This window comes from Dialister succinatiphilus (assembly GCF_928721695.1).
Classification (GTDB): Bacteria; Bacillota; Negativicutes; order Veillonellales; family Dialisteraceae; genus Dialister; species Dialister succinatiphilus.
This window is the reverse complement of record NZ_OV788641.1, coordinates 1,853,817-1,877,313: the sequence shown is the minus strand read 5'-3', so window position 1 is coordinate 1,877,313 and position 23,497 is coordinate 1,853,817. Positions and strand designations below refer to the sequence as shown.

Annotated in this window: 26 protein-coding genes; all 26 read right to left on the bottom strand. The window is 50.5% G+C overall.

What is annotated here, in order from left to right; genetic code table 11:
* Positions 1–118: 118 nt before the first annotated feature.
* Positions 119–415 (bottom strand): hypothetical protein, encoded by a 297-nt coding sequence (locus tag NW747_RS07850; protein WP_273186600.1) that lies wholly within the window; start codon positions 413–415, stop codon positions 119–121.
* A 27-nt stretch (positions 416–442) separates the two neighbouring features.
* Positions 443–643, bottom strand: coding sequence for an XkdF-like putative serine protease domain-containing protein (locus NW747_RS07845; RefSeq protein ID WP_273186598.1), 201 nt, complete (start codon positions 641–643; stop codon positions 443–445).
* A 45-nt stretch (positions 644–688) separates the two neighbouring features.
* Complete coding sequence (locus NW747_RS07840; RefSeq protein WP_273186595.1) at positions 689–1,327, bottom strand: hypothetical protein; 639 nt, start codon at positions 1,325–1,327, stop codon at positions 689–691.
* Positions 1,324–1,575 carry a hypothetical protein gene (locus NW747_RS07835; RefSeq protein ID WP_273186592.1) on the bottom strand — a complete coding sequence of 84 codons (252 nt, stop codon included), beginning with the start codon at positions 1,573–1,575 and terminating at the stop codon, positions 1,324–1,326. The genes NW747_RS07840 and NW747_RS07835 overlap by 4 nt, the downstream gene beginning before the upstream one ends.
* Positions 1,576–1,596: 21 nt before the next feature.
* Entirely contained in the window at positions 1,597–1,836 is a 240-nt protein-coding gene (locus NW747_RS07830) for a hypothetical protein (protein WP_273186589.1), read from the bottom strand.
* Complete coding sequence (locus NW747_RS07825; protein WP_273186586.1) at positions 1,837–2,133, bottom strand: hypothetical protein; 297 nt, start codon at positions 2,131–2,133, stop codon at positions 1,837–1,839.
* 60 nt (positions 2,134–2,193) lie between these two features.
* Entirely contained in the window at positions 2,194–2,379 is a 186-nt protein-coding gene (locus NW747_RS07820) for a hypothetical protein (protein ID WP_273186583.1), read from the bottom strand.
* A complete protein-coding gene (locus NW747_RS07815; RefSeq protein WP_273186580.1) occupies positions 2,376–2,639 on the bottom strand; it encodes a hypothetical protein in 264 nt (87 codons plus the stop codon). Before NW747_RS07815 ends, NW747_RS07820 begins: the two co-directional genes overlap by 4 nt.
* A 1,560-nt stretch (positions 2,640–4,199) precedes the next feature.
* The gene (locus NW747_RS07810; protein ID WP_273186577.1) at positions 4,200–4,523 is read right to left on the bottom strand and encodes a thioredoxin family protein; all 324 of its coding nucleotides are present in this window, start codon (positions 4,521–4,523) and stop codon (positions 4,200–4,202) included.
* Positions 4,524–4,533: 10 nt separating this feature from the next.
* Positions 4,534–5,946 (bottom strand): Rne/Rng family ribonuclease, encoded by a 1,413-nt coding sequence (locus tag NW747_RS07805; RefSeq protein ID WP_273186574.1) that lies wholly within the window; start codon positions 5,944–5,946, stop codon positions 4,534–4,536.
* 1 nt (position 5,947) lies between these two features.
* Complete coding sequence (locus NW747_RS07800; protein ID WP_273186572.1) at positions 5,948–6,685, bottom strand: TIGR03936 family radical SAM-associated protein; 738 nt, start codon at positions 6,683–6,685, stop codon at positions 5,948–5,950.
* Complete coding sequence (locus NW747_RS07795; RefSeq protein ID WP_273186570.1) at positions 6,651–8,546, bottom strand: TIGR03960 family B12-binding radical SAM protein; 1,896 nt, start codon at positions 8,544–8,546, stop codon at positions 6,651–6,653. Before NW747_RS07795 ends, NW747_RS07800 begins: the two co-directional genes overlap by 35 nt.
* A gap of 8 nt (positions 8,547–8,554) precedes the next feature.
* Positions 8,555–9,670: a rod shape-determining protein RodA gene (gene rodA, locus NW747_RS07790; protein WP_008859204.1), complete on the bottom strand. Its 1,116-nt coding sequence runs from the start codon at positions 9,668–9,670 to the stop codon at positions 8,555–8,557.
* 6 nt (positions 9,671–9,676) lie between these two features.
* Positions 9,677–10,540 (bottom strand): AAA family ATPase, encoded by an 864-nt coding sequence (locus NW747_RS07785; RefSeq protein WP_273186568.1) that lies wholly within the window; start codon positions 10,538–10,540, stop codon positions 9,677–9,679.
* Positions 10,540–12,408 carry a penicillin-binding protein 2 gene (gene mrdA / locus NW747_RS07780; RefSeq protein WP_273186565.1) on the bottom strand — a complete coding sequence of 623 codons (1,869 nt, stop codon included), beginning with the start codon at positions 12,406–12,408 and terminating at the stop codon, positions 10,540–10,542. The genes NW747_RS07785 and mrdA overlap by 1 nt, the downstream gene beginning before the upstream one ends.
* Complete coding sequence (mreD, locus tag NW747_RS07775; protein ID WP_008859207.1) at positions 12,405–12,899, bottom strand: rod shape-determining protein MreD; 495 nt, start codon at positions 12,897–12,899, stop codon at positions 12,405–12,407. The genes mrdA and mreD overlap by 4 nt, the downstream gene beginning before the upstream one ends.
* Positions 12,896–13,783, bottom strand: coding sequence for a rod shape-determining protein MreC (gene mreC / locus NW747_RS07770; RefSeq protein ID WP_273096650.1), 888 nt, complete (start codon positions 13,781–13,783; stop codon positions 12,896–12,898). The genes mreD and mreC overlap by 4 nt, the downstream gene beginning before the upstream one ends.
* 26 nt (positions 13,784–13,809) lie before the next feature.
* A complete protein-coding gene (locus NW747_RS07765; protein WP_273188280.1) occupies positions 13,810–14,826 on the bottom strand; it encodes a rod shape-determining protein in 1,017 nt (338 codons plus the stop codon).
* 361 nt (positions 14,827–15,187) lie between these two features.
* Positions 15,188–15,985 (bottom strand): undecaprenyl-diphosphate phosphatase, encoded by a 798-nt coding sequence (locus NW747_RS07760; protein WP_273186562.1) that lies wholly within the window; start codon positions 15,983–15,985, stop codon positions 15,188–15,190.
* Positions 15,986–16,006: 21 nt separating this feature from the next.
* Complete coding sequence (locus tag NW747_RS07755) at positions 16,007–17,092, bottom strand: hypothetical protein (protein ID WP_273186559.1); 1,086 nt, start codon at positions 17,090–17,092, stop codon at positions 16,007–16,009.
* Between the two features lie 245 nt (positions 17,093–17,337).
* Positions 17,338–18,510 (bottom strand): pyridoxal phosphate-dependent aminotransferase, encoded by a 1,173-nt coding sequence (locus tag NW747_RS07750; RefSeq protein WP_273186557.1) that lies wholly within the window; start codon positions 18,508–18,510, stop codon positions 17,338–17,340.
* A 40-nt stretch (positions 18,511–18,550) separates the two neighbouring features.
* On the bottom strand, positions 18,551–18,988 hold the full coding sequence (locus tag NW747_RS07745) for a flavodoxin domain-containing protein (protein ID WP_273186554.1): 438 nt from the start codon (positions 18,986–18,988) through the stop codon (positions 18,551–18,553).
* A 100-nt stretch (positions 18,989–19,088) separates the two neighbouring features.
* Positions 19,089–19,517, bottom strand: a complete 429-nt coding sequence (locus NW747_RS07740) for a flavodoxin (protein ID WP_008859214.1) — start codon at positions 19,515–19,517, stop codon at positions 19,089–19,091.
* Between the two features lie 91 nt (positions 19,518–19,608).
* Positions 19,609–20,298 (bottom strand): hypothetical protein, encoded by a 690-nt coding sequence (locus NW747_RS07735; protein ID WP_273186551.1) that lies wholly within the window; start codon positions 20,296–20,298, stop codon positions 19,609–19,611.
* Positions 20,299–20,301: 3 nt separating this feature from the next.
* Positions 20,302–21,984: a glutamine--tRNA ligase/YqeY domain fusion protein gene (locus tag NW747_RS07730; RefSeq protein ID WP_008859216.1), complete on the bottom strand. Its 1,683-nt coding sequence runs from the start codon at positions 21,982–21,984 to the stop codon at positions 20,302–20,304.
* 126 nt (positions 21,985–22,110) lie between these two features.
* On the bottom strand, positions 22,111–23,001 hold the full coding sequence (locus NW747_RS07725) for a fumarylacetoacetate hydrolase family protein (RefSeq protein ID WP_008859217.1): 891 nt from the start codon (positions 22,999–23,001) through the stop codon (positions 22,111–22,113).
* Between the last annotated feature and the right edge of the window lie 496 nt (positions 23,002–23,497).

Sequence of the window (23,497 nt, the reverse complement as noted above, 5' to 3'; positions counted from 1 at the left end):
ACACTACCGGTTCACCGTGAGTTTCATACTTGGAAACGCTGCTTTTGATTTCCCCTACAATTTCCTTGCAGGTGTCAGCGAACGAATCGATGGTCTGGTTCTGCATTTCTGCCTTATCTTACACGTCTTCATCATTGATGATGGAGAAAATACTGTCACGCAGTGCATACATGGCATCGCATATTTTCTCCCCATTATTTCGGAGCCTCACAGCCTCCATGGTTTCAGTGAAGCTCATGGCCTTCTTGCTGACTTCATGCACACCGGCAAATTTATTGAAGGCATGTTCAAACGCTTCTTTGAACCCCTCCTGAGCACGCTTCTTAAGCATGATGTTTGCCCGCTGGTTAGCGCCAGCATCCACGAAATCGACCTTCGTGATTTTTAAATTCTTAAGTTTATGCTGTTTCTTCATTATTCATCACCTCCTTCCTCTACCGGTTCAGCCTCCGCCGTCCCGTGAATTAAGCACGAAATCATAGGCGGCATTTTCAAGCGTTTCCGGGTCTATGAAATCCCCGACCATGTCAACCAGCTCTCCACCGCCTTCTGTCAATGAGATGCTGGCCCATCCGAAGGCAAGACGCTTGTCATTGTCGGCCTTTTCAATCCTGAATCTCCCCTTTACAATGGTAGTATTCATTTTTCCGCCTTCATTGCATAATAAAAGCGCCCATTTCTGAGCGCTCTATCTGACTAACGTTGGTATGTGGACATCAAGGCCAAACCTTTGAATGATTTCTTTATATCCGCCTGTTTTAAATATCCTCTCCGCCATCTCATCCTTGCCTATTGATGAAACCACCTTCCCGAGACTTTCAAAATACGATGCAAGCCCGCTGTTGTAGCTCCCTGATTCGCAGAATGAGGAAATGGCTGTGAGTCCTGCCAGCTCTTTATCTCTGGCAGTTTCAATATCCGCTTTCCATTCATTAAGGTAACTGTTTGAAATCGGTGCCGCCGTTTTTTCTGTGCCTGCCGTGTATGTATACCCTTTATTGAAGGTTTCCGGAGTGATGTTCATGATGGCTTCAAGGGCTCCGCCTGCCGTGAAAATCGTCCTCACATCTTCGTACCCTGCCGGGTAGTTCGTGGGCGCTGACGGCAGTAGATTCTGGTGTTCGTACACCGTTTTACGGTTCTGTATGTCCAGCATGAGCTGGCAGATCGCGTACTGGATATCATGTGTCAGCTTTGCCTTCCCCTGTGTAAAGTAGGTAGTGACTGCTGTAGAAACGGGCGTGAATAGGGCTAAAACGCTGCCTGAGCCGTTGTACGCCGACTGGAGTGTATTTAGTTTCTCAAGAATCGAAGTCTCTGTAATCATGGAATTGCTCCATCCGGTAATGTAGGAGGCTCAACAGGTTTCCCGGTTTTAATAGCCTCCGCAATGAGCACTTTTATTTCTTCACTCTTCATGTAACCATCCAACCCAATAGGAAACTGAACATGAAATTTCTCCCAATACTCATACAGCTCTTCTCCACAAGGTTCCCCTTTTTCTTTATAAGCCGCATATGGATTATCATCGTTTCTCTCTGGTAAATCCCATACGTCTGAAAAAAGTTCGTTCATTTTGACATCTCCTTGACCATCTTAAAACTCAAGACGCTCAAACACTTTTGGATCAATCCGTGGGAGTGGTTTCCCTGATTTTATAGCTGACTGCAATTTCTTTGTAGCCTCTTGTATTTCTTTTACGTCTATACGAGAAGGATTCATCAAAATAACCGTATCAAGAGAATCCTCTCCAAATTTCTGAATGTACTCGTCTTGTACCATCTCGAATGCGTCTAATGCTTCGTTTTCCTCTTTACTCATTAAATGAATCTCCATTTAATATTCTCCTTCTGCCGTGAAAATCGTCCTCACATCTTCGTACCCTGCCGGGTAGTTCGTGGGCGCTGACGGCATTAGATTCTGGTGTTCGTACACCGTTTTACGGTTCTGTATGTCCAGCATGAGCTGGCAGATGGTGTACTGGATATCATGCGTCAGCTTTGCCTTCCCCTGTGTAAAGTAAGTAGTGACTGATGCAGAAACGGGCGTGAATAGGGCTAAAACGCTGCCTGAGCCGTTGTACGCCGACTGGAGTGTATTTAGTTTCTCAAGAATCGAAGTCTCTGTAATCATGGTTTACCTTCGTTTTTAGCAAAATAAAAGCGCCTGCATTTCTGTAAGTGCTTTGATAAATTACTTATTCTTGAATTCTTCTTCAATTTCTTTTATCTGTTTATCGTATTTTTCTTTGTTGATAATACCATTCTTTAGCGCCCATATAGCGCCGTTAATTTTATCTTCCTTACTTCCTCCGACCTTTACCACTCTGTAAGCAGGAGGGTCCTTCCATTTTCTTGCTGAAAAAAGTTTCTCGCTCATTTTCCCACTTCCTCCATGTAAATGACATAGACATTATCTACAACACCATTATATAACACTTTAAATTTTTTATCACGTTTATAAAGTACTTCCTGTTCATTACTATTATAGTGCCTAATGTCTTTACCATGTGAAGTATGGAGCAAAATTATTTGAACCTGTGCATTCGTATCGTAAGGTGTATCATTAGCTGTCATTGATGTATATGCAGGATATGTAACTACATAGCCTTCTTGGTGGTCTTTTAGAAAATCATTCAAGCCTTCTTCGCTAAAAACGATAGACTACGTTGAAGAGAACCTTCATAGTATGGCATTTTATCAAGTGCATTATCAAGGTTTTGACCCATTCCTTGTCTTCTTCGCTTAGCTCCTCCCCATTCCTGAGTGCTTCGTTCAAGCCATATGAATCTGAACTCATGTACCGTAGTATTGCCTCTTCTTCGTCTTTTGTAAGCGTTGGCATTTTTTCTTGCTGACGTATTACCGGCTCCCCTATCTCACGGTACTGAACGACGCATCTACACCGTGGATGGGCCGGAGGTGTCTCATGCATACCATCGAATAGAATCCTGCCTGGAATGTCAAAGTTGTCATCAAATCCAACCACCTTGCCATTGAGCCCTGCGCAGTGCTGGCATACACGTTCTGTGCCTGCCGTGAGCTAAACCTTTTCTACCGGCCCCATAAGTCCACGCTTCATGGCAGCTCTTACGCCTTCGTGAGCACCCCTAATGTAGTGAGTCGTTTCCCCTTTAGGGGGCGATGAGTATTATAATGCCGCCTTTCCGGTCACGTCCACATCGAGTGTCATAATCATTCTTACCCTCGTACATCCCTTCGCCACTTCGTGGCCCTCTTCCCCTAAAGGGGACGCAAGAACGTTACGGGATTTACTTTCAGTGTCATATGACATGATAAGCATTCTGCTGATTGGCTCGCTGCGCTCGCCACCCCCTATCCGGGCTGCGCCATTGGACACACCTCCGGTGTGAGGGTTGACGGGCCTACGGCCCGAGGGTTGTGGCCGCCTGACGGCGGCGGATTGTGTTCGCTGGCGCTCAAGGGGCGACAGCCCTAACGGGCGGAGGGTGGTGGTGGTGGCTTCGCCGCAAGTTTTAAAGTCAGCGTTACGGGATTGCCTTCCCGCCCTCATCGTCATTCTGAGCCGTAGGCGAAGAATCTCGGTACAAGGCACTTATGAGCTAATCGATAGTAAATACCAGTCGGCGGGAAGGGCGAAGTACCAGGCCCCTGCATGAATTCCAATGACGTCATCCTCGCCACGCACCGAGATTCTTCACTGCGTTCAGAATGACAGAGTCAAGGGGCCATCCCATGACCAGTGCTGCCTCGATTTCTTCCCGCCGGACACTCGTCATCCGGGGTCGGTCAGCCGACAATCGGAAGGCCCCTTTATGGGCAGGCTAAGGACCTACTTTGGCTGACTTGCACATCCTATGCATGATGTGCACATCAACCTTTCGAGCGCAGCGAGGTTGGCCTGTTTTCCTCGGGCGAAGCCCGGCTGTCCGGTTTTCGACGCCAAAGGCGACATTTATGCCGGCGCCCGAAAGGGCGCCCACCTTCCCAGCGGAGCGGTACTATATACCTCCCGAGGGCGAAAGCCCTCAACCCGCCTGTAAGGCGAAGCCGATCACAGGCAGAACCCTTGGCGCCCAGGGCCGTCAGGCCCGGCGGCGCCATCAACCCTCGCGCTAAAGGCGCGTCAAACTTAAGCCTCTTAAGAACCTTCGGCCCGAAGGGCCGTCAACCCTCAAGCCCCATAGGGGCTTGTCCATAAAGCGCCGCAGGCGTGTCTTATTTCATCATTTTAGCTATATCTTCAAAAAATTTATTCTTCTGACGATAGCCGATGATTCTTCCCAGTTCTTTTCCGTCTTTATAGAAAATGAAGGTGGGAATCCCCTCCGGGGCAAAGCGGGCTGCCAGGTCTTCTGCTTCATCCACATCGATGTGGCAGAGGCGGACTTCTCCCTTGAATTCTTCTTCCACTGCCTTGAATGCAGGGGCCATGACCTGGCAGGGGCGGCACCAGGAAGCACCCAGTTCCAGAAGAACAAAGCCTTTTTTGTCTATGAATTCTCTATCCAGGTCAGCGTCATTTCTAATTTCTGTGATCATATTGTCTCCTTTACAGGGATAGAATAGTATAGGTTTCGCGGCTGAAATGGGGCTCTTCGGTAATTCGAATATCCCGAAGCACCGTTTTCTGGAGTACGTCCCGGAAGGGGGCCGATTCCAGCACTTTCTTCACGTCCGCCGGACAGCGGATTTCCAGGTCTCTCTGGAAAGGGCCCTTCCGTCTTCTGTTTTCCAGATCTTCCAGTATCCTGTCTGCCGCCGCCCGGGTAGAGAGAATGCGGCCGGTGCCTTTGCAGAGGGGGCAGGTATCGTAGTAGTACTGCCATAGCCTTTTGGTGGTCCTTTTTCTCGTCATTTCTACAAGGCCCAGGGACGTCATGCCGCACACCACGGTTTTCACATGGTCATCTCTGACTTCCTGACGCAGGATGCGGAGAAGTTTTTCTTTTTCTTCCTTTTTCTCCATATCGATGAAATCAATCATAATGATGCCGCCGATGCCGCGAAGGCGGATCTGCCTTGCGATTTCCCGGGCCGCATCCTTATTGATAAGGAAGGCCAGCTGGTCATGAGGAATTCCTTTACCCCGGAAAGACCCGGAGTTTACGTCAATCACCGTAAGGGCTTCCGTATAGTCAATGACGAGAGAGCCGCCGGTGGGAAGGGGCACAGTCCTGTCGAAGAGGGCTTCTATCTGTCCATCCACTTTAAAGGATTTGAAAAGGCTTTCTCTCTCATCGTAAAAGAGAATCCGGTCTTTGGAAATATTCTTTTCCTCTTCGGCCATAGTGATGAGCCGCTGCCACACATCTCTGTCATCCACCAGGATTCGTTCCACACCGCCGGTGAGGTAGTCCCGGAGGCTTTTCACCGCCAGGTCTCCGTCCCGGTAAAGAAGGGCCGGTCCCTTTTCAATGGCTCCCCGTTTCATGACCACTTCCATTATACGGGTAAGGGACGTCAGGTCTTTTTTGAAATCTTCCTCCTCCGCCGTTTCAGCGGCGGTGCGGACAATGAGGCCCATGGCGCCTCCGCAGATGGCTTTTGCCTGGTTTCTGAGGAAATTCCTCTTTTTTTCATCGGTGATTTTTTTTGAAATCCCGATATAGGAGGATCCGTAGAGAGCAACGGCATATCTTCCGGCAAAGCTGATTTTCTCCGTCACCAGAGGACCCTTTGTTTCGGTGCTGTCTTTTTCCACCTGCACCAGCAGAGTGCTGCCTTCGGTGTGAGAAGATCCAGGCAGAATGTCCCGGGTTCTGAGGAAGGCGTTTCGTCCAATGCCTATATCCAGAAACATGCCGTTTAATGAAGGAACCACATTTTTGATGACCCCCTTGTATACCCGGCCTACAATGTCTTCTTCCCCCGCTCTTTCCACGAAGAGATCGGAAAGAATATCATCATCAAGGCACGCAAGTACCGTCTGGTCCGGTCTTACGTGGAGAAGAAGCTGTTTCATTTCATTGTCCTTTCAATAATCCCTGAAAAACGCCTTGATCCGAAAGGGTAAGCCGTTTCCCATTGAGCCGCCGGTAGGTGCCGGTGCGGGAGCAGATAAATTCTCCTTCCGTCCAGGGCATGTGGAAGGATTCCGCCAGCATTTTCCATATATCCTTGGGCTGAACGGTACCTGTATTGCTCCGGATGAGAGAGAAGGTCAGATAGGCCCTGTCTTTGGTAAAGGTTACTTTCATGGGTTCTAAAATCATGGGTTTCACGTCCATTTCCCGCACCTTTTTCGGAGTCACCCTTTTGTAAAGGAAGGAGGAAAGATGATTGAATTCTTCAAGGGCCGCTCTGGCCTCTGCAAAATCCTTCTCTCCTGTCCCTTCTTTTACGGGGCCTTCCATTTCATAGGCATCTTCGTTGAAAACTGCTACGAACTTGGGCCAGTTCTTTTCCGCTTCCACAATGGAATGGATGGTAATCCCCCTGGGGAGCTGGCGGGAAAGCCGTTCCCTCACTTCTTCCGTGGACATGTCCTCTTCCAGTTTGATTTCCAGATACAAAGGATCCGCGGTGACACCTACACCTAAGGCGGAGTCCAGGGAAAGCTTCATATGAGGATTGAACCCTTCGGAAAAAGCAACCGGGATTTCAGAACGCATGACTGCTCTTTCCATGGTGCGCAGGAAATCCAGATGGCCCAGGAAACGGAGTTCCTCACCTTTCGTGATAGATAAAAACAGTCTTTTCATGTGCATTCTCCTCTTTATGATCGATTGGTTTCACATCCAGTACCGGGCATACGGCACAGCCGTTGCAGGACAGGTGGCGGCAGTCATGCGTCAGTACGCCCCGCTGGGCCAGACGCCATTCTTTTCTAAGGTAGTCCTTGTTTACACCGCAGTCGATATGGTCCCAGGGTTCCGCTTCGTACTCGTCCCGTTTCCGGGAAGCGTAAAGATCAGGGTCCACGCCGCATTCCTCAAACGCATCCATCCAGCGGTCATAATCGAAAAATTCAGTCCAGCTGTCATACTTGCAGCCCTTTTCCCAGGCCTTCAGAATGACTTTGGAAAGCTGACGGTCTCCCCGGGCCAGCACGGCTTCCAGACGGCCGGTCTTGGCGTCATGGTAGGCAAATTTAATATGCCGGTCTGTGAAAAGGCTCTTCAGGTACTGCTGTTTCCTTTCGATTTCTTCCACACTGCACTGGGCCATCCACTGGAAAGGAGTGAAAGGCTTAGGCACGAAGCTGGCCACACTGACAGTGATGCGGCAGTCGTTCCTGCCACGGATGGTATGGTAGAGCTCTTTGATACGCATAGCCAGGTCTGCAATGCCCTTCAGGTCTTCATCAGTTTCTGTGGGAAGACCCATCATGAAATAGAGCTTCACCTTGCTCCAGCCGTTTTTAAAGGCATTAGCACAGGCGCCCATAATATCTTCTTCCGTGACACCTTTATTAATCACGTCCCGGAGACGCTGGGTGCCCGCTTCGGGAGCCAGGGTAAGGCCGCTCTTTCTGACCTGCTGGATCTTCTTGGCAATGTCTATGGAGAAGGAATCTACCCGTAGGGAGGGAAGACTTACAGATACCCGGCGGTTCTTAAAGGTCTCCAAAAGATGGTCCACCAGTTCCGGCAGGCAGGAATAGTCAGCGGAAGAAAGGGACATAAGGGAAATTTCATTGTACCCCGTATTCCGGATCAGAGTATCGGCGATTTCCTGCAATTTCTTTTCGCTCTTTTCACGCACCGGACGGTAAATCATGCCAGCCTGGCAGAAACGGCAGCCTCTGCTGCAGCCCCGGAACATTTCCAGCACCGCCCTGTCATGAACGATTTCAATATGGGGCAGAATGGGCTTGTCGTCCACCTTCACTTTGTCAAAATCGGGAATCAGCCTTTTTTCCACCGGGAACTGGGCCGCCTCGTCGGTAGGAGCAATGGAGCGGAAAACGCCGTTTTCATAATAGGATACCTTATAGAGGGAAGGCACATAGCAGCCTCTGATAGAAGCCATGCGGCGGATGATTTCCCTTCTCCCGCCCGGTTTCCCTTCCTTCTTCCAGGCCTTGACGATATCCGCCATTTCGCCGATAGCTTCTTCCGATTCACCGATAAAGAACACATCGAAGAAATCGGCCACCGGTTCTGCATTGTACACGCAGGGGCCTCCGGAGACAATGATGGGATCCTCATCACTCCGGTCTCTGGCAAGGAGCGGAATGCCGGAAAGGTCCAGCATATTCAGGATATTGGTGTAGCACATTTCAAAGGGCATGGTGAACCCCAGCACGTCGAAGTCCTTCACAGGGCATTTGGATTCCAGGGTATAGAGGGGAATATGTTTTTCCCGCATGAGGGCTTCCATATCCACCCAGGGCGCATAGACCCTTTCCGCCAGCGTGTCATCTCTTGCGTTAAGCACGCTGTAAATAATTTTCAGCCCCAGATGGCTCATGGCCACTTCGTACACATCGGGGAAAGCCAGGGCCACTTTCACATCCACGCTGTCATGGTCCTTTACCACGCTGTTCCATTCACCGCCGATATAGCGGGCAGGCTTCTGGATATGCATCAGCCATACGGGATCAATTTTTACAGGATTCATGTTCACTCCTAATCAAACATCAGTTTTTTACGCCGCACATAAATATTCATTAAAAGTCCTACACAGAGGAGATTCATCAAAAGGGCACTGCCGCCGTAACTCATGAAAGGCAGCGGAATGCCGGTGACCGGCATGATGCCCAGGGTCATTCCCACATTGATAAAAATCTGGAAAAGCCACATGGAAAAAATGCCGCAGGCCAGAAGACTTCCGAAGGCGTCGCCGGAAGAGCGGGAAATCATAAGGGCCCGATAGAGCAGGATAAAGTAGAGGAAAAGTACGAAAATAGCCCCTACAAACCCCAGTTCCTCGCCGATAACGGAAAAGATGAAATCCGTATGGTTTTCAGGGAGGAAATTCAGCTGGCTCTGGGTGCCTGCGAAGAGTCCCTGGCCGATGAAGCCGCCGCTTCCGATGGAAATCTTGGACTGGATCACGTGATAGCCGGAGCCATAGGGATCCACGGAAGGATTGAAAAGTACAAGAATGCGCATTTTCTGGTAGCTGTGCAGTACAAAGAACCAGATCAGCGGGAATATGGCCACAAAGGCGATGAAAGCCTTCTTTACCAGGGACATATTAAGGCCGCAGATATAAAGCATGCCGAAGGTAATAGCGCCGAAAACCAGACTGGTACCCAGATCAGGCTGGATAAAAATCAGAAGGGTAGGCAGCGCCATGAGCCCCGCCACAGGAAGAAGGCTCTTCCAGGTGCGGTACCCCTTTTTATTATTGGACAGAAGCCGGGCCAGGCAGATAATCATAATAATTTTTGCAAATTCTGATGGCTGCAGGGTGAAAGGTCCTATCTGGATCCACCTCTGAGCCCCCAGGGCGCTGGTACCTGCAAATTTAACCACCAGCAGCATCACCGCATTCACCACATAAAGGGCCGGCACGAAGCGGTACAGTTTCCTGTAGTCAAAATAGAGGGATCCTCCTGCCACTGCCAGGCCCAGAAGAAGGAACACCCCCTGCTTGATGACGAAATCAAACTGTCCCGGATGGCCCGGCACATTGGCATGGGTGGCGCTGGCAATGATGAGAAGGGATACCACCGCCAGCCCCAGTACAGTCATGAGGAGGCTGCTGTCAATCCTCCTCCAGTAACGAATCAGATTCATAGTCTCTCATCTCCTCCGCCGCCACTTATAGGCGCTGCTGGAAGAGTGCCAGGAAAGACCGGCCCTTTCAGTTCTCTTATTTCTATCATTTTTGCTTTCTGTTTCTTCCTCATTCTCCCTGTCTGAAAGACGCAGGGAACTCAACCACCGGGCAGCAGGAATATCTTTATCCTTCAGAAGGCAGCGGAGCACATCATAGAGGGCGCGGCCGTAGGCACTCTTTTCCCTGAATTCCGCAATCTCTCCCCTGTTTCCCAGGCGGTCTGCCATGATGGAATAGGGAATCACTCCGCCGAAAGATTCTTCGTCCAGCGTATCATAGACTTCCTGGAAAGAAAGTCCGCTTCCTTCCTTTGCGGTGAAACGGTTCAGTACGTATTTCCAAATCTTTCCCTTTCCGATAAGAGGCAGCAGGCGGTCCGCATTCCTTCTGGAAGACCAGGACGGCGCCACCAGGAGAATCACCCTGTCTGACAGGCGGAAGGCCGTTTCCACACCCTTTCCCATACCCGCAGGGCAGTCGATGAATATGAAGTCATAAAGGCGGTGGATATCGTCCATCACCGTGTCCATGGCCGCAGGAAATACGGTTTCCCAGGATTCCTTCTGGGACGCCGGCAGGAAATCGAGATGGTCCGTCACCGGAAGCACCGCATCCTCCAGGAAGCATTTTCCCTCTGCCAGATCGCAGATATTATAGAAGCAGTCATTTTCCAATCCCAGTATAAGGTCCATGTTTCGAAGACCCATATCACCGTCTATGAGAAGCACCTTCTTCCCCAGCCTGGCAAGAGTGATGCCAAGGGAGGCCGTAATCAGGGTCTTTCCTACCCCGCCTTTGCCGGAAGCTGTAGACACAATGACCGCCATCAGTGGTTACCTCCATTTTTGTCTTTCTTTTCGTCCTTGTTTTTTCCCGGTGCATAATCGCCTAAATGGAAATAGGCATTCATGATCTGTTTCACCACCGGAGCCGCCGACTCGGAACCGAAGCCTGAATGCTCGAACATGCAGAGCACCACGATTTCCGGTTTGTCGAAAGGCCCATAGGCTACGAACCAGCCATTATCAAGGCCGTTCGTCTCGGCGGTGCTCGACTTGCCAGCCATGGCTATGGGATAATTGGCAAAAAGAGCGCCGCCGGTGCCGTTTTTCGTCATAACCATGCGCAGAGCCTGGTGAAGATCATCCAGGGTAGCTTTGGACACCGGCAGGGTGCCCAGCTTTTCCGGCGAATAAATCTTAAGAGGGCTGCCGTCCAGCTTGTCGATACGGTTCACCAGATAGGGTTTGTAGCGGAAACCGCCGTTGGCAATGGAAGAATAAACCATGGCCATCTGGATAGGCGTGGTCAGAGTAAAACTCTGTCCGATGGCAGCATCCATGGTTTCCCCCAGATACCAGTCCTGCTTGAATACTTTGCGCTTGTACTCTTCACTGGCCACATTGCCTTCCGCTTCCCCTGCCAGGTCGATGCCTGTAGGTTTACCCAGGCCGTACTCACCGGCCATGGCAGAGATGCGGTCGATGCCAAGGCGCCGTCCCATTTCATAGAAATAGACATTATCCGATTTTTCCACAGCTTCATAGAAATTAATCCAGCCGAAAGCCTCGCCTTCGGAGTTTCTCTTATCTACCAGCCAGTGCTTGCCGGAGTCAAAAATTCTCTCCTCCGGCGTGGTAACCTTGGCTTCCAGAGCAGCCGAACCCGTAATCACCTTGAACAGGGAGCCCGGAGGATACATGGCTGCAATGGCCCTGTTCTGCATAGGATGGTTCTTGTTGTTGATAATCTTGTTCCACTCATCCGCCGTAATACCCTTGCTGAAATGGTTGGGATCATAACTTGGCCAGCTTGCCATAGCCAGCACCGCCCCCGTATTGGGGTCGATGGCTACAGCGAAAGCGCCGGTGGGGAAAACGCCGGAATGAGCCAGCGTCCTCACCTGGGTTTCCATGGCATCTTCCGCCGCCTTCTGCAGGTTCGCATCCAGGGTGAGACGCACATTGTTGCCGGATACGGCAGGCGTCCCTTCCACATAGCGCACCGGCTGGCCGGACGCATTGACTTCCACCGTCTTGGAACCGTTCTTTCCTTCCAGGAACTTGTTGTACTGCCTTTCCAGACCTGAACGGCCCACCAGGGTAGCCGTCTTGTAAGGATTCCCCTCGGCATCCCGGTCGTCCGGTCCCGCCTCTCCTACATAGCCCAGCACCTGGGCCCCTGCGGCGCCCAGCGGATACACGCGGAGCGGATTCACTTCGATTTCAATGCCCGGGAAATCATCCTTCTTTTCTTCGATCTGGGTTGCCACATCAATACCCACATCGTTAGCCAGATAAATGGCACCAAAAGCCAGCTTATTATCATTGATTTTCTTTTTAATATCCTCCGGCTTCACCTTCAGAAGAGCGGCCAGACGGTCCAGCTCCTCATCGGAAAGGGTATTCTTCTTCCTTTCCACCGGCATGATGACGCTGTAGGCAGGTCTTGAGCCTGCCATAATGACACCATTCCTGTCATACATGACACCCCGGGCCGCCTGCTGGGGCAGATGGCGGATACGGTTGCCGTCGGCCTCTTCCTTATAATAATTGCCTTCCACCACCTGCATCCAGAACAGGCGGGCGCTCAGGATGAGAAGAAGGATCATGGCCGCATAAATCATACGGCCATACCGCGACTCTTCCCGATTCTTCACCAGCGAATCCAGGATGGAAGGAATACGTTTCTTCACCAACGGGGTTCCTCCTCCCGTTTCAGCATCCAGATGAGAGGATGCAAAGCAAGAGCACATCCCCCATTCATCAGAACCAGGGGAATGCCCAGATAGACGAAATAAAAGAGGGAGGGATACCGACTGCCGGCCCATCCCATGATGACACTGGAAAAACAGACATAAATGACAGAAGCCAGAAGCACCGACAGCAGAGACACATACCAGTGCCGGTTATACCGATCTCTGCCGAATTTCAGAAAAAGCAGAGTAATCACCAGGTAGGGAAGAAGATGGAGACCAAAGAAATTACTGGTCACAATATCCTGCAGAAATCCCCCGGCTCCCGCCAGGATGAGCGCCGATTTCCTGTCCAGAATCACCGCGGACAGAGCAATCACCGTGAGCCATAAATCAGGCTGCATGATACCGTTGAAAAGGAAAGGCAGAAAAGAGGACTGCAGAAGAAATATAACAGCGCTTAAAACCACAAGGCTGTAGGTACTCATCATTTATCACCTGCCTGCTGCTTGTTCGGATTCATAGGCGGTTCGATCTTCGGCGGCTTTACCGTAATGCTTTCAGGGCTTGTCTTCTGGATATGATCCGTAATAACGAAAACCTCTTCCATATGGGAGAAATCGGCTGCCGGCCGGATCTGGGCAGACTGGGTGCCGCCCTCGGCATCCACATCCACCTGCTCCACCGTGCCGATGACCATACCCTTGGGGTACACGCCGCCATAGCCCGATGAAACGATAATATCCCCCTTAATCACATCCGCTTCCTTGGGGAGGGATACCAGGGAAAGGTAACCCGGATTGCCGCTGTTGCCGCTCACCATAGAAACCACCCGGGAAGCAGGCCGCTGCACAATGCCGCCGATTGTAGTCCGTGGATCCAGAAGAAGCTGCACCCTGGCTGAATTCAGGTATACCTCGCTTACAAAGCCTACAATGCCCGAGGGCACAATGACAGGCATGTATTTCTTCAGACCGCTGTCCTCGCCCCGGTCAATGACCATGGTATGGGTCCAGCCGCCGTAATCCCTTTCAATCACAGAAGCGCCCAGCATATGGTAGCTGGTATAGCCCTGCTTGAACTGCAAAAGACTCCTTAAGCGGATATTTTCCGCCAGGATTTCACTGTAATGATCCTGCTCAGACTTAAGACTTTCATTTTCCTTACGGAGCTCATCCAGTTCCTTCCAGTTCGAAAACACCTGACGGAACAAACCGATGCCATTCTCCCCCAGCCAGGCAGCCCGGGACACACCGTACTCAAAAGGAGCAGCTCCTACGGACAAAGGCTGGGACACGAATGGAATATATTCCCTGTGACGCCAGAACCATCCGCAGCCGCCAAGGAAAGCCAAAAGCAGAACAATACTTAACATCTTTTTCTTACTGAAGAATATCAAAATCAAGCTCCCCCAAAGTATTTATCACCATTTTCAATGAGCAGGGAATGATCCTTGTCCATCATGCACGCCGCAAAACAGCCCTTCGCAATCACCGAGGCCGGATCGGCCGGAATAACAACAGGCATATGAAGCCCCTCGGAAAGCCAGTCCCTAAGACCGTCAAGAAGGGCGCCGCCACCTGAAAGGAGCATGCCGTTCTTCAGGAAATCATCAGCCATCTCCGGCGTAGCCCGGCTCATGACACGCCTGATCAGAAGAAGCACCGGCTCCATAATGCGCTGCATGACAGAACTCATTTCAGCCACTGAAAGCTCCACCACCACTTCCACACCGTCGGCATGCCGCCTTCCGCGCACCGTGAAAGCACGGTCGCTTCCGGTGCCCGTCATGGAAAGCATCTCGCTCTTCAGCTTCTCCGCCTGCTCCAGACCGATCATCATGCTGTAGCGGTCCTGGATATGACGGCAGATAGCCCGGTCAATATCATGACCGCCGAAAGAAATCCCTTCCTGCGCCAAAATACCGCCGCAGCCATAAATGCCCACATCTGACACATCCCTCCCTATGACCAGGGACAGCGTAGAAGAAGGCACCTGCAGATCCCTTCCCGCGCCGATAGCTGCAGCTGCCGGCGAAGGGATAAGATACACCCCCTGGGCCCCTGCATGAATGAGCGCATCCACCAAGGCATGCCGGGTAACTGAAGAAATTTCGGCAGGAATAGCCACCATTAGATTGGGTCTTGAAACAGACCGCCTGAGAGACTTGTTTAAAAAGAAACGAAGCATGGACTTAGTCATATCATAATCAGCAATGACCCCATTCCTCACCGGCCACTCCAGCGTGTAATTCTCCGGCTCCTTATGATAAATAATCAGCGCCTCCGTGCCAAAACCAAGCACCTGGCCGCTGATATTATCCACCACCGCCGTAGAAGCTTCTTCCAGAAGCACCTTGTCTCTCTGATATATACGAACCTGGGAAGATCCCATATCGAGCCCCAGGCAATTTAACATTGCAGAAAACATACTCATGCATACCGCCTTTTCCAATGGATTCGTATTATTATACCATGGATGGAGAGTGTAAGACAGGGAAAAATGACAGGTCACCGGGCCTGGAAGTTCTGAAAAGAAAAAGAGTTTCAAGTTCTACGGCTCCATGGCATTGGCTTTTCCTCTGACCGTCTTCTCGCTCAAGTAGTCGGCAGCGTCTTTGAAGCATGAGTTTACAGCCCCCGCCGCCAGGAGCATCAACCGTTCCCCTTTCCCCGAATTTCATGTACAACGCCCCATACCAGCCCCCTGTTTGGCAAAAAAAAGGGGCTGCGAAAAAATGATTGAACATTTTTTCACAGCCCCTTTTGATTTCACAACTTTACCAGAAATAAACCAGAGCAAAAGCCGCCACAAAGAAACGGTAAATGGCAAAGCCCGTCAGGGTGGAAGTATTCAGGAACTTCAGGAACCAGAGGATGGAAGCATAGGCCACCACGAAGGCAGTGACAAACCCCACCGCCAGCACGCCCAGGTCACCTACCGAGAGACTTCCGATAACTTTAAGAAGGTCATAGAAGCAGGCCAGGAACATGAGGGGTACTGCCATAATGAAAGTAAAGTCAGCGCCTGCCTTCCGGGAAATGCCCAGAAGAAGACTGCCTGCAATAGTACTGCCGCTCCGGGAGAAGCCGGGCCACAGGGAGAGGCATTGGAAGAGGCCGATAATAAAAGACTGTTTCGTGGAAATCTTATCCACATCGGTTACTGCAAATTCCTTTCCCTTTCTTGCCTTTTCCGCCACAATCATGAAAATGCCTCCCAGTACCAGGCCGATGATGACGGTGGTAGGACTGAAGAGACGGTGCTTGATGAAGCCGTGGAAAAGAAGGCCCATGAGGCAGGCCGGGAACATGGCAATGCAGATATTAAATACAGAAGGCCCTTTCCGGCGGAACCAGTGATGGGTATTCAGAATATAGGTAAATTTTTCATGATACACCACCAGCACCGAAAGGATGGCGCCCAGCTGGATAAATACATCGAAAAGGTCTGCCAGGGTTCCTTCAAATCCCAGCATATGGCCCACAATAATCATATGGCCTGTAGAAGAAACAGGGATATATTCCGTGAGCCCTTCTACAATGCCCACAACCAAAGCACAGAAATATTCGTACACTCTAACACCTCAAACGGTTCATTACTTCGTGGGATTCATGGCATTCACAATGCCTTCCACCTTATTCTTTGAAAAATTAATAATCAGTACATCACTTTTCCCTTTGGAAAAATAAATGTAAGACGTCTTCGGCTCGCTGCCGGACACATTCATTTCCACCCGGTGCGGCTTCCCGTAAAGCAGATCCACCGTAGACACATCATCCCCCAGAGACAGGCCCCGGGAAGTGACCATGCGGTTATCCGTGAGAAAGAGGGCGGAAATCAGAGAACTCTTCACCGTAAGGCGCACTGCATAACCCGGGAAATAAAGGATTTCCTCCTTGGGATTGGCCATCTTCTTCTCCCATTCCTCAAAAGGATGAGCCTGGAAAGTACTTCCCAGCTCATAGCCAGCCACCTTGAAATCACGGTCTCCCAGGTACAGGGGACCTTCGCCGCTGTCATAGGAAACATCTCCCCTTTTCACTGGAGAAGTGAGAGACGCAAGACGAATGGAAGACACCTTGTCACCGGTGAGAGTCACATCCATTTCCTGCAGGCCTGAACCATAGCGGAAATGAAAAGACTTTCCCCTGCCGTCCCAAAGCACCATAAGGGGCCTGCCATAGGCACGAAGCACATCTTCCCGGCTGCTGCCCACGCCGATCCCCCGGGGCGTCTTTGCGCCTGCACCGGACACAACGATTTCTGATATCCCTTTTCCGGGAAACTTGAAGTCCTCCGGCAGATCTACGCGGTGGGAATAGGAAAGAAGAAAAGGCGCTGTCCTCTTTACCGTCATATCTTTAAAGACATAAGAATCCCTGGTATTCTCATGGATTACCTTTTCCGCCCTGCCCCGAGAAGAAAGAGAAGAAATGGAATCTCCCAGAGACACACCGCCCACAGAAAAATCGAAGGCAGAAAGCGTCTTTCCGGAAATCGGGAAAAGGCTATGGGCCTCTCCCCCCTGCTTCTTCTCTGCAGAGTGATTCACGCCGGTCCCTGCCTTCTGATCAGAAACGGCAGCTGCCGCAGGGGACCCCTCGGCATAAACAGAAAAACCAAAGGCACTGCAGGCAGAAACACAAATGGCCAGCAGCGCCGCCTTCATCCTATATTTCATGGGCAGTCTCCTTAACAAAATGCAAAAGTACCTGGACGTAAGGGTACTAGTTTATTATGAAGGTGTAAACCTCTTCTGTCAAGGGGCCGGAAAGCCCCGAAGGGCCTACCCATAACCACAGGCCGCATCCCGCGAAATGACGTAGAGACAGGCAGCAGGCGGTCATTTGGTCAATTCCCATGAAAATGAATGTATACAAAAAAGGCTGTGAAAAAATGTAAACCATTTTTCACAGCCCCTCTTCTTTAATTCTTTCTATACTTATCCACAAAATGACCGATTCGTTTCAGCGCTTCCGCCAGGTTTTCCCTGCTGGCAGCGTAGGAAATACGAATGTGGTTCTTTCCCTGAGGACCGAAGCAGGAACCCGGCACTACCCCTACCTTTTCTTCCTTCAACAGGCGGTCGGCGAATTCTTCGTCATCCATGCCGGTGATGCTGATATCGGGGAAAATGTAGAAGGCCCCTTTGGGCTTGAACACGGAAAGGCCGATTTTCTTCAGTCCTTCGTAGACCATTTCCCTGCGGGCGGCGTATTCATCATACATGGCCTTTACATCGTCATCGCAGTACTTGAGAGCTGCGATGGCACCATACTGGCTGGTAACGCTGGCGCAGAGGATTTCATACTGGTGGACTTTGTAAATCTGCTCCATGATTTCACGGGGTCCGCAGATATAGCCCACGCGAAGGCCCGTCATGGCATAGGACTTGGAGAAGCCGTTCATGGTGAGTGTTCTTTCCTTCATGCCCGGCAGCGATGCAAAGCAGGTATGGGTGCCTTCATAGGTGAGATCACAGTAGATTTCATCGGAAATCACCACCAGATCATGCTTTTGGGCAAAGTCGGCGATTTTTACCAGAGACTCTCTGTCCATGACAGTGCCGGTAGGGTTATTGGGGTAGCCAATAAGGATAGCCTTGGTCCGGGGAGTCACTTTCTTTTCCAGTTCTTCCACAGTGAGTTTGAATTCATCTTCAGCCCTGGTAGGCACCAGCACCGGTTTGCCCCGGGCGATGGATACGCAGGCAGGATAAGCCAGGTAAGCGGGGTCCGGAATGAGTACTTCATCTCCCGGATTGAGGAGGGTGGTCATGACGACGCCGATGGCTTCGGAAACGCCTACAGTCACCATGATCTCATCCACCGGATCATAATCCACATGGTATCGGTTATGGAAAAGCTTTGCAATTTCCTGGCGAAGCGGGAGAAGGCCCCAGTTGGACGTATAGGAGGTTTCTTTCCGTTTCAGGCTTTCCATGCAGGCATCAATCACCTTATCCGGAGCCGAATAGTCCGGTTCCCCTACGCCCAGGGAAATCACGTCCTTCATGGAGCTGGCCAGGTCGAAAAATTTACGAATACCGGAAAAAGGCACCGCTTTAATATTGGATGCCACTTTTTCATCCCAATTCATTCTATATAATCTCCTTCAATATGAAATATGGAAAGGCGCCTTACTTCGTTTCCGCCACTTTCTTTCCCAGTTCCTCGCACTTCTTAAGCGACGGCTCATCGGGATAGCCGTAAGCCAGAAGAGGCTGGGCCGGGAAAGAAGCGCCGGCGAAATGGAGCTCATTGTACCAGGAATTGAGCCAGGCTCCCCGGCTCCATCCGCAGGAACCGAAAATACCCATGATTTTCCCCTTCAAATAGGGCTTCAGTTTATTACAGAAAGGTTTCATCTGCGCCTCTTCAATGACCTCGACGCCCCAGGCGCTGCAGCCCAGGATAATATGATGGTAGGTGTTTCCGATTTCCACAGAATCCACATCGGAAACCGGTGCCAGAAGCACTTCGGCGCCGGTGCTTTTGGCTCCCACTGCCACAGCCTCTGCCATGGCTTCCGTATTTCCTGTGGCAGAGTAGTAAATCACAGCCACTTTTTCTGACATAATGGCCTCCTTTATACTAACAGGGTTTTAAGGATTCACAGCCTTCTTCCCCTAAAAAAAGAAGCGTCCTTAAAAAAGAACGCTCTTCTTATCTCTGAAATTATGCCTTAGCTACAGTTTCGCCCAGTTTCTTGCATGCTTCCAGTGCATCGTCATCAGGATAGCTGTATGCTTTGACAGGGTCAGCAGCCAGTTTGATGCCTGCTTCATCAAAACGTTTCTTCCAGTTTTCGATCCAGTCGCCCTGGTTCCATGCATAGGAACCGAAGATGGCTACTACTTTGCCCTTGAGCTGGGGAAGCAGTTCTTCGAAGAACGGTTCGAATTCATATTCTTCCAGTTCTTCATTTCCCATAGCCGGGCAGCCGAGAATGATGTGGTCATAAGCAGCTACATCGGAAGCAGTGGTGTCGCTGACGAAGGAAAGGGTGGTTTCTGCGCCTGCAGCCTTAGCACCTTCTTCTACAGCCTGAGCCATAGCTTCTGTGTTACCGGAACCGGACCAATATACAATTGCAACTTTTGCCATTTAAAATTCCTCCTATCAATATCTAATTGATAAAATGCCTTACTCTTCTATCTTACTGATTCCAGAGCTCCTTGTCAATTTCTAAAAACAATTAATCCCATTCAGTCAGGGATGTGCCTTTTTTAGAAAGATCCAGGAGCTTCACCTTTTTCGGAAATTTCCGTTTCGAAACCATTTTCCTTACGTCTTCCGTAATGTCTGCCCTGTCGCCGTCGGTGTTGAAGATGCCCAGAGTTGTGAAATAACCGTCGCACTGGAGAATGATGGTATAAGCTTCATTGTATGTAATGCCCTGCTCCGTGGTCTTTACCTTCACGAAGCCCTCCCACCTGGGGTGCCTGCTGTCATTGATTTTCTGCAGAGGCGACGGGCCTTCGAATACGGCACCCTGTTGAGTCAGCTGCCGGTTCAGCCATGCTGCCATGATGTCCATCTGGGCTTCCGGCTTATCGTCCTTGTGTTTGAACTCCCCGATGTCCTGCAGGAAAGGGATTCCTGCTTCATGGGACATGGCCCATCCGTAGGAAAAGTCAGGGCCCTTCTTCCAGGTCATGGTGTAATACTGGCTGTCAGACATGCCTTTCCGGATGAAGAAGCGCTTCGTGCCGCCGTCCTTCATGAAAGGCAGGGCATTCTGGGCGCCTTCGGTGAAAGTTATGTTTTTCGGAACGTCCATGGTGCCGATGCCCGAAAGACTGAGCTTATCCGCTGCAGAAACTTCCAAGGCGCCGGCAAAGATCAGGAATGCTGCCATGAAGGCCGCCAAAGATGCTCTCTTCATGGATTACGCCTTTGCCTGTTTCTTCTGCAGTTTAGCCCAGGTATCGCGGAGACCTACGATGCGGTTGCACACCAGATGATCTTTGGTGGTGTCCTGGTCAATGATGAAATAGCCTTTCCGGAGGAACTGGAAGCGGCTGCCTACAGGGTATTCCTTAATGGCCGGTTCCGCTTTGCTCTTCATGACAGTAAGGGAGTTAGTATTCACCTTTTCCATGAAATCCCTGCCGTCTTCCTTGTCATCTGGGGAAATGAGATAGTCGTAGAGCCTTGTTTCCACATCCACCGCCGTGTCGGCGCATACCCAGTGAAGAGTGCCCTTCACCTTGCGGTCAGCGCCGGGTGTGCCGCTTCTGGTATCAAAGTCCACGGTGCAGTGGATTTCTGTAATATTTCCTTCCCCGTCCTTCACCACATCTTCACATTTCACAATGTAAGCCCCTTTGAGGCGGACTTCCTTTCCCGGGGTCATGCGGAAGAATTTATGGACCGGATGCTCCATGAAATCTTCTCTTTCGATGTACAGATTCCGTCCGAAGGGAACCTGGCGGGTACCCATGGATTCATCTTCGGGATTATTTTCCAGGGTCATGTATTCAATCTTATCTTCCGGATAGTTGGTAAGCACTACTTTCACCGGATCGATGACTGCCATAATGCGGGGTGCCTTGGCCTTCAGATCTTCCCGGATGCAGTATTCGAGAAGGGAAACGTCTACCAGGTTGTCTGCTTTGGCCACGCCGATGAGATCGCAGAAATGACGAAGAGATTCCGGGGTGTATCCTCTTCTTCTGATACCGCAGATGGTGGGCATGCGGGGATCATCCCAGCCGGATACCAGGCCGGCCTCCACCATTTTACGGAGCTTTCTCTTACTGGTTATCATGGTGGTTACATTCAGGCGGGCAAACTCGATCTGCCGCGGCTTTTCCTTGCCGTCAAAGGCCTGGAGACACCAGTTGTAAAGAGGTCTTCTTTCTTCAAATTCCAGGGTACAGATGGAATGGGTAATGCCTTCCAGGGCATCAGAGAGAGGATGAGCGAAATCATAGAGTGGATAAATGCACCATTTGTCTCCCGTCCTGTGGTGGGTGGCGTGAAGGATACGGTAAATGACAGGGTCCCTCATGACAAGGTTCGGAGAAGCCATGTCAATCTTGGCACGGAGGCACTTTTCACCATCCTTGTACTTGCCCTCCTTCATTTCCTGGAAAAGCTTCAGGTTTTCTTCTACGGAACGGTTTCTCCAGGGACTTTCCTTCCCCGGATGTTCCAGATCGCCGCGGGTATTATGGATTTCCTCACTGCTCTGATCATCTACATAAGCCAAGCCCATGCGGATGAGCTTGCAGGCAAACTCATAGAGTTCCGGGAAATAGTCGGAAGCAAAATGGACCGGTTCCTTCCATTTGAATCCCAGCCACTTCACATCTTCCAGAATGGAATCCACAAACTCCTGATTTTCCTTCGTGGGGTTCGTATCATCGAAACGAACATTAGTGGCGCCATGATACTTTTCACCAAGCCCAAAATTCAGGCAGATACTCTTTACATGACCGATATGAAGATAGCCGTTCGGTTCCGGCGGGAAACGGGTGAGCACCCTTCCATTGGCATAGACATGATTGGCTATGTCTTTATTGATTTCCGCTTCAATAAAGTTAGCGGCTTCTCTTTTTTCTTCCATAGAAATCTCCTCCATTCATTTGAATCACGGATATTTGTTTTATTATACAATATCTGCCGCTTCTTTTCTATTTCCGCCGATAAAAGCGCATCAAAAAAGACCGGGCAGCCGGTCTTTTTACATTCCTTATTTCACTGTATTCTTCAGAGTGCCGATGGGATCGATAGTGATTTCCACCACATCCCCCTTTTTCAGGAACTGCGGCGGGTTCTGTCCCATACCTACCCCCTGGGGCGTACCGGTGGCAATCACATCGCCGGGAAGAAGCGTCATGCCGTCGGAAAGAACCTCGATGAGCCGGGGAATGGAGAAAATCAAATCATTGGTAGACCCCTCCTGGCGGAGATGACCGTTCACCTTCGTGTAAATAGTAAAGGGCACAGGCCAGTCCCCCACCATCACCGTAGGCCCCATGGGGCAGAAAGTATCCAGACTCTTCCCCTTGAACCACTGTACGTGCTTTCTCTGCAGATCCCGGGCCGTTACATCGTTGATAATGGTGTAGCCATACACATACTTCATGGCATCCTCTGCAGCCACATTAGTGCAGCGCTTACCGATAATGACGCCCAGCTCCCCTTCATAATCCACTTCCTTCGTCGCAGCCGGATGACTGTCGATTTCCTCCTCAGGACCGATGACAGATGTGGTGGCCTTCGTAAAGAAAATAGGAACAGCAGGATTCTTCGCATTGGCATTCTGGTCAAATTCCTTCACATGGGCCTGGTAATTCTTGCCCACGCACAGAATATTGCGCCGAGGATAAAAAGGCACCTCCAGCCGCACATCCTTCAGAGAAAGAGGCTCGATGGATTTATCCTTCTCATTCATTTCCAAAGCCCTGGCCAGATTCAAAAGCCCCTCCTCGCCAGACTCGATAAACTCCTCCATAGTCTCCCCCAGAGGAATGAAATAAGTCTCCTCCAGATCCTCAGCGGAATAAATGGAAACTCCATCAGAAGCCAGCACGCCCCACTGGCGCTGGCCGTTGTAATTATAAGAAACAAGTCTCTGCATGGTATACCTTCTTTCTATTGGTGATTATGGACATTATATCATGAACAGGAGATGGTTCAAAGAGTTCATTGGCCCCCTTTGCGCTGAGGGCTGCGCCTTTGCGTCAAAAGGATGCGGCTTCGCCGCGTCCCCCACCACAAAGAACCCCGGTACCTTCCCATCCCCTATGCCCAATGAGTTCGGTGTCTGCATGGTCTACGGCCGCTGCTGTACCGAAGTACGACGGCGCGCGCCATACACGAGTCTCCCGTCATTTCTGCATATGTGGAGCTGATTTAGAGTCCTGGGTTCATTGTGTAGTTCATATCTTTTATCCTTTTTGGCCAAATTGGATGGAAGGAAACAAGGGAATCCCCGCGTGTCCGAAATACCCTTCCCTGCCGGACCTAGGATTGGCAGGAAAGCCTGTGACTTCAGAATTGCTTTATAAACTTGTCCCTTCTACTATATGAATAGAAAAAATCGCTTGTATGTGAACGTGGAAAATAAAAAAATT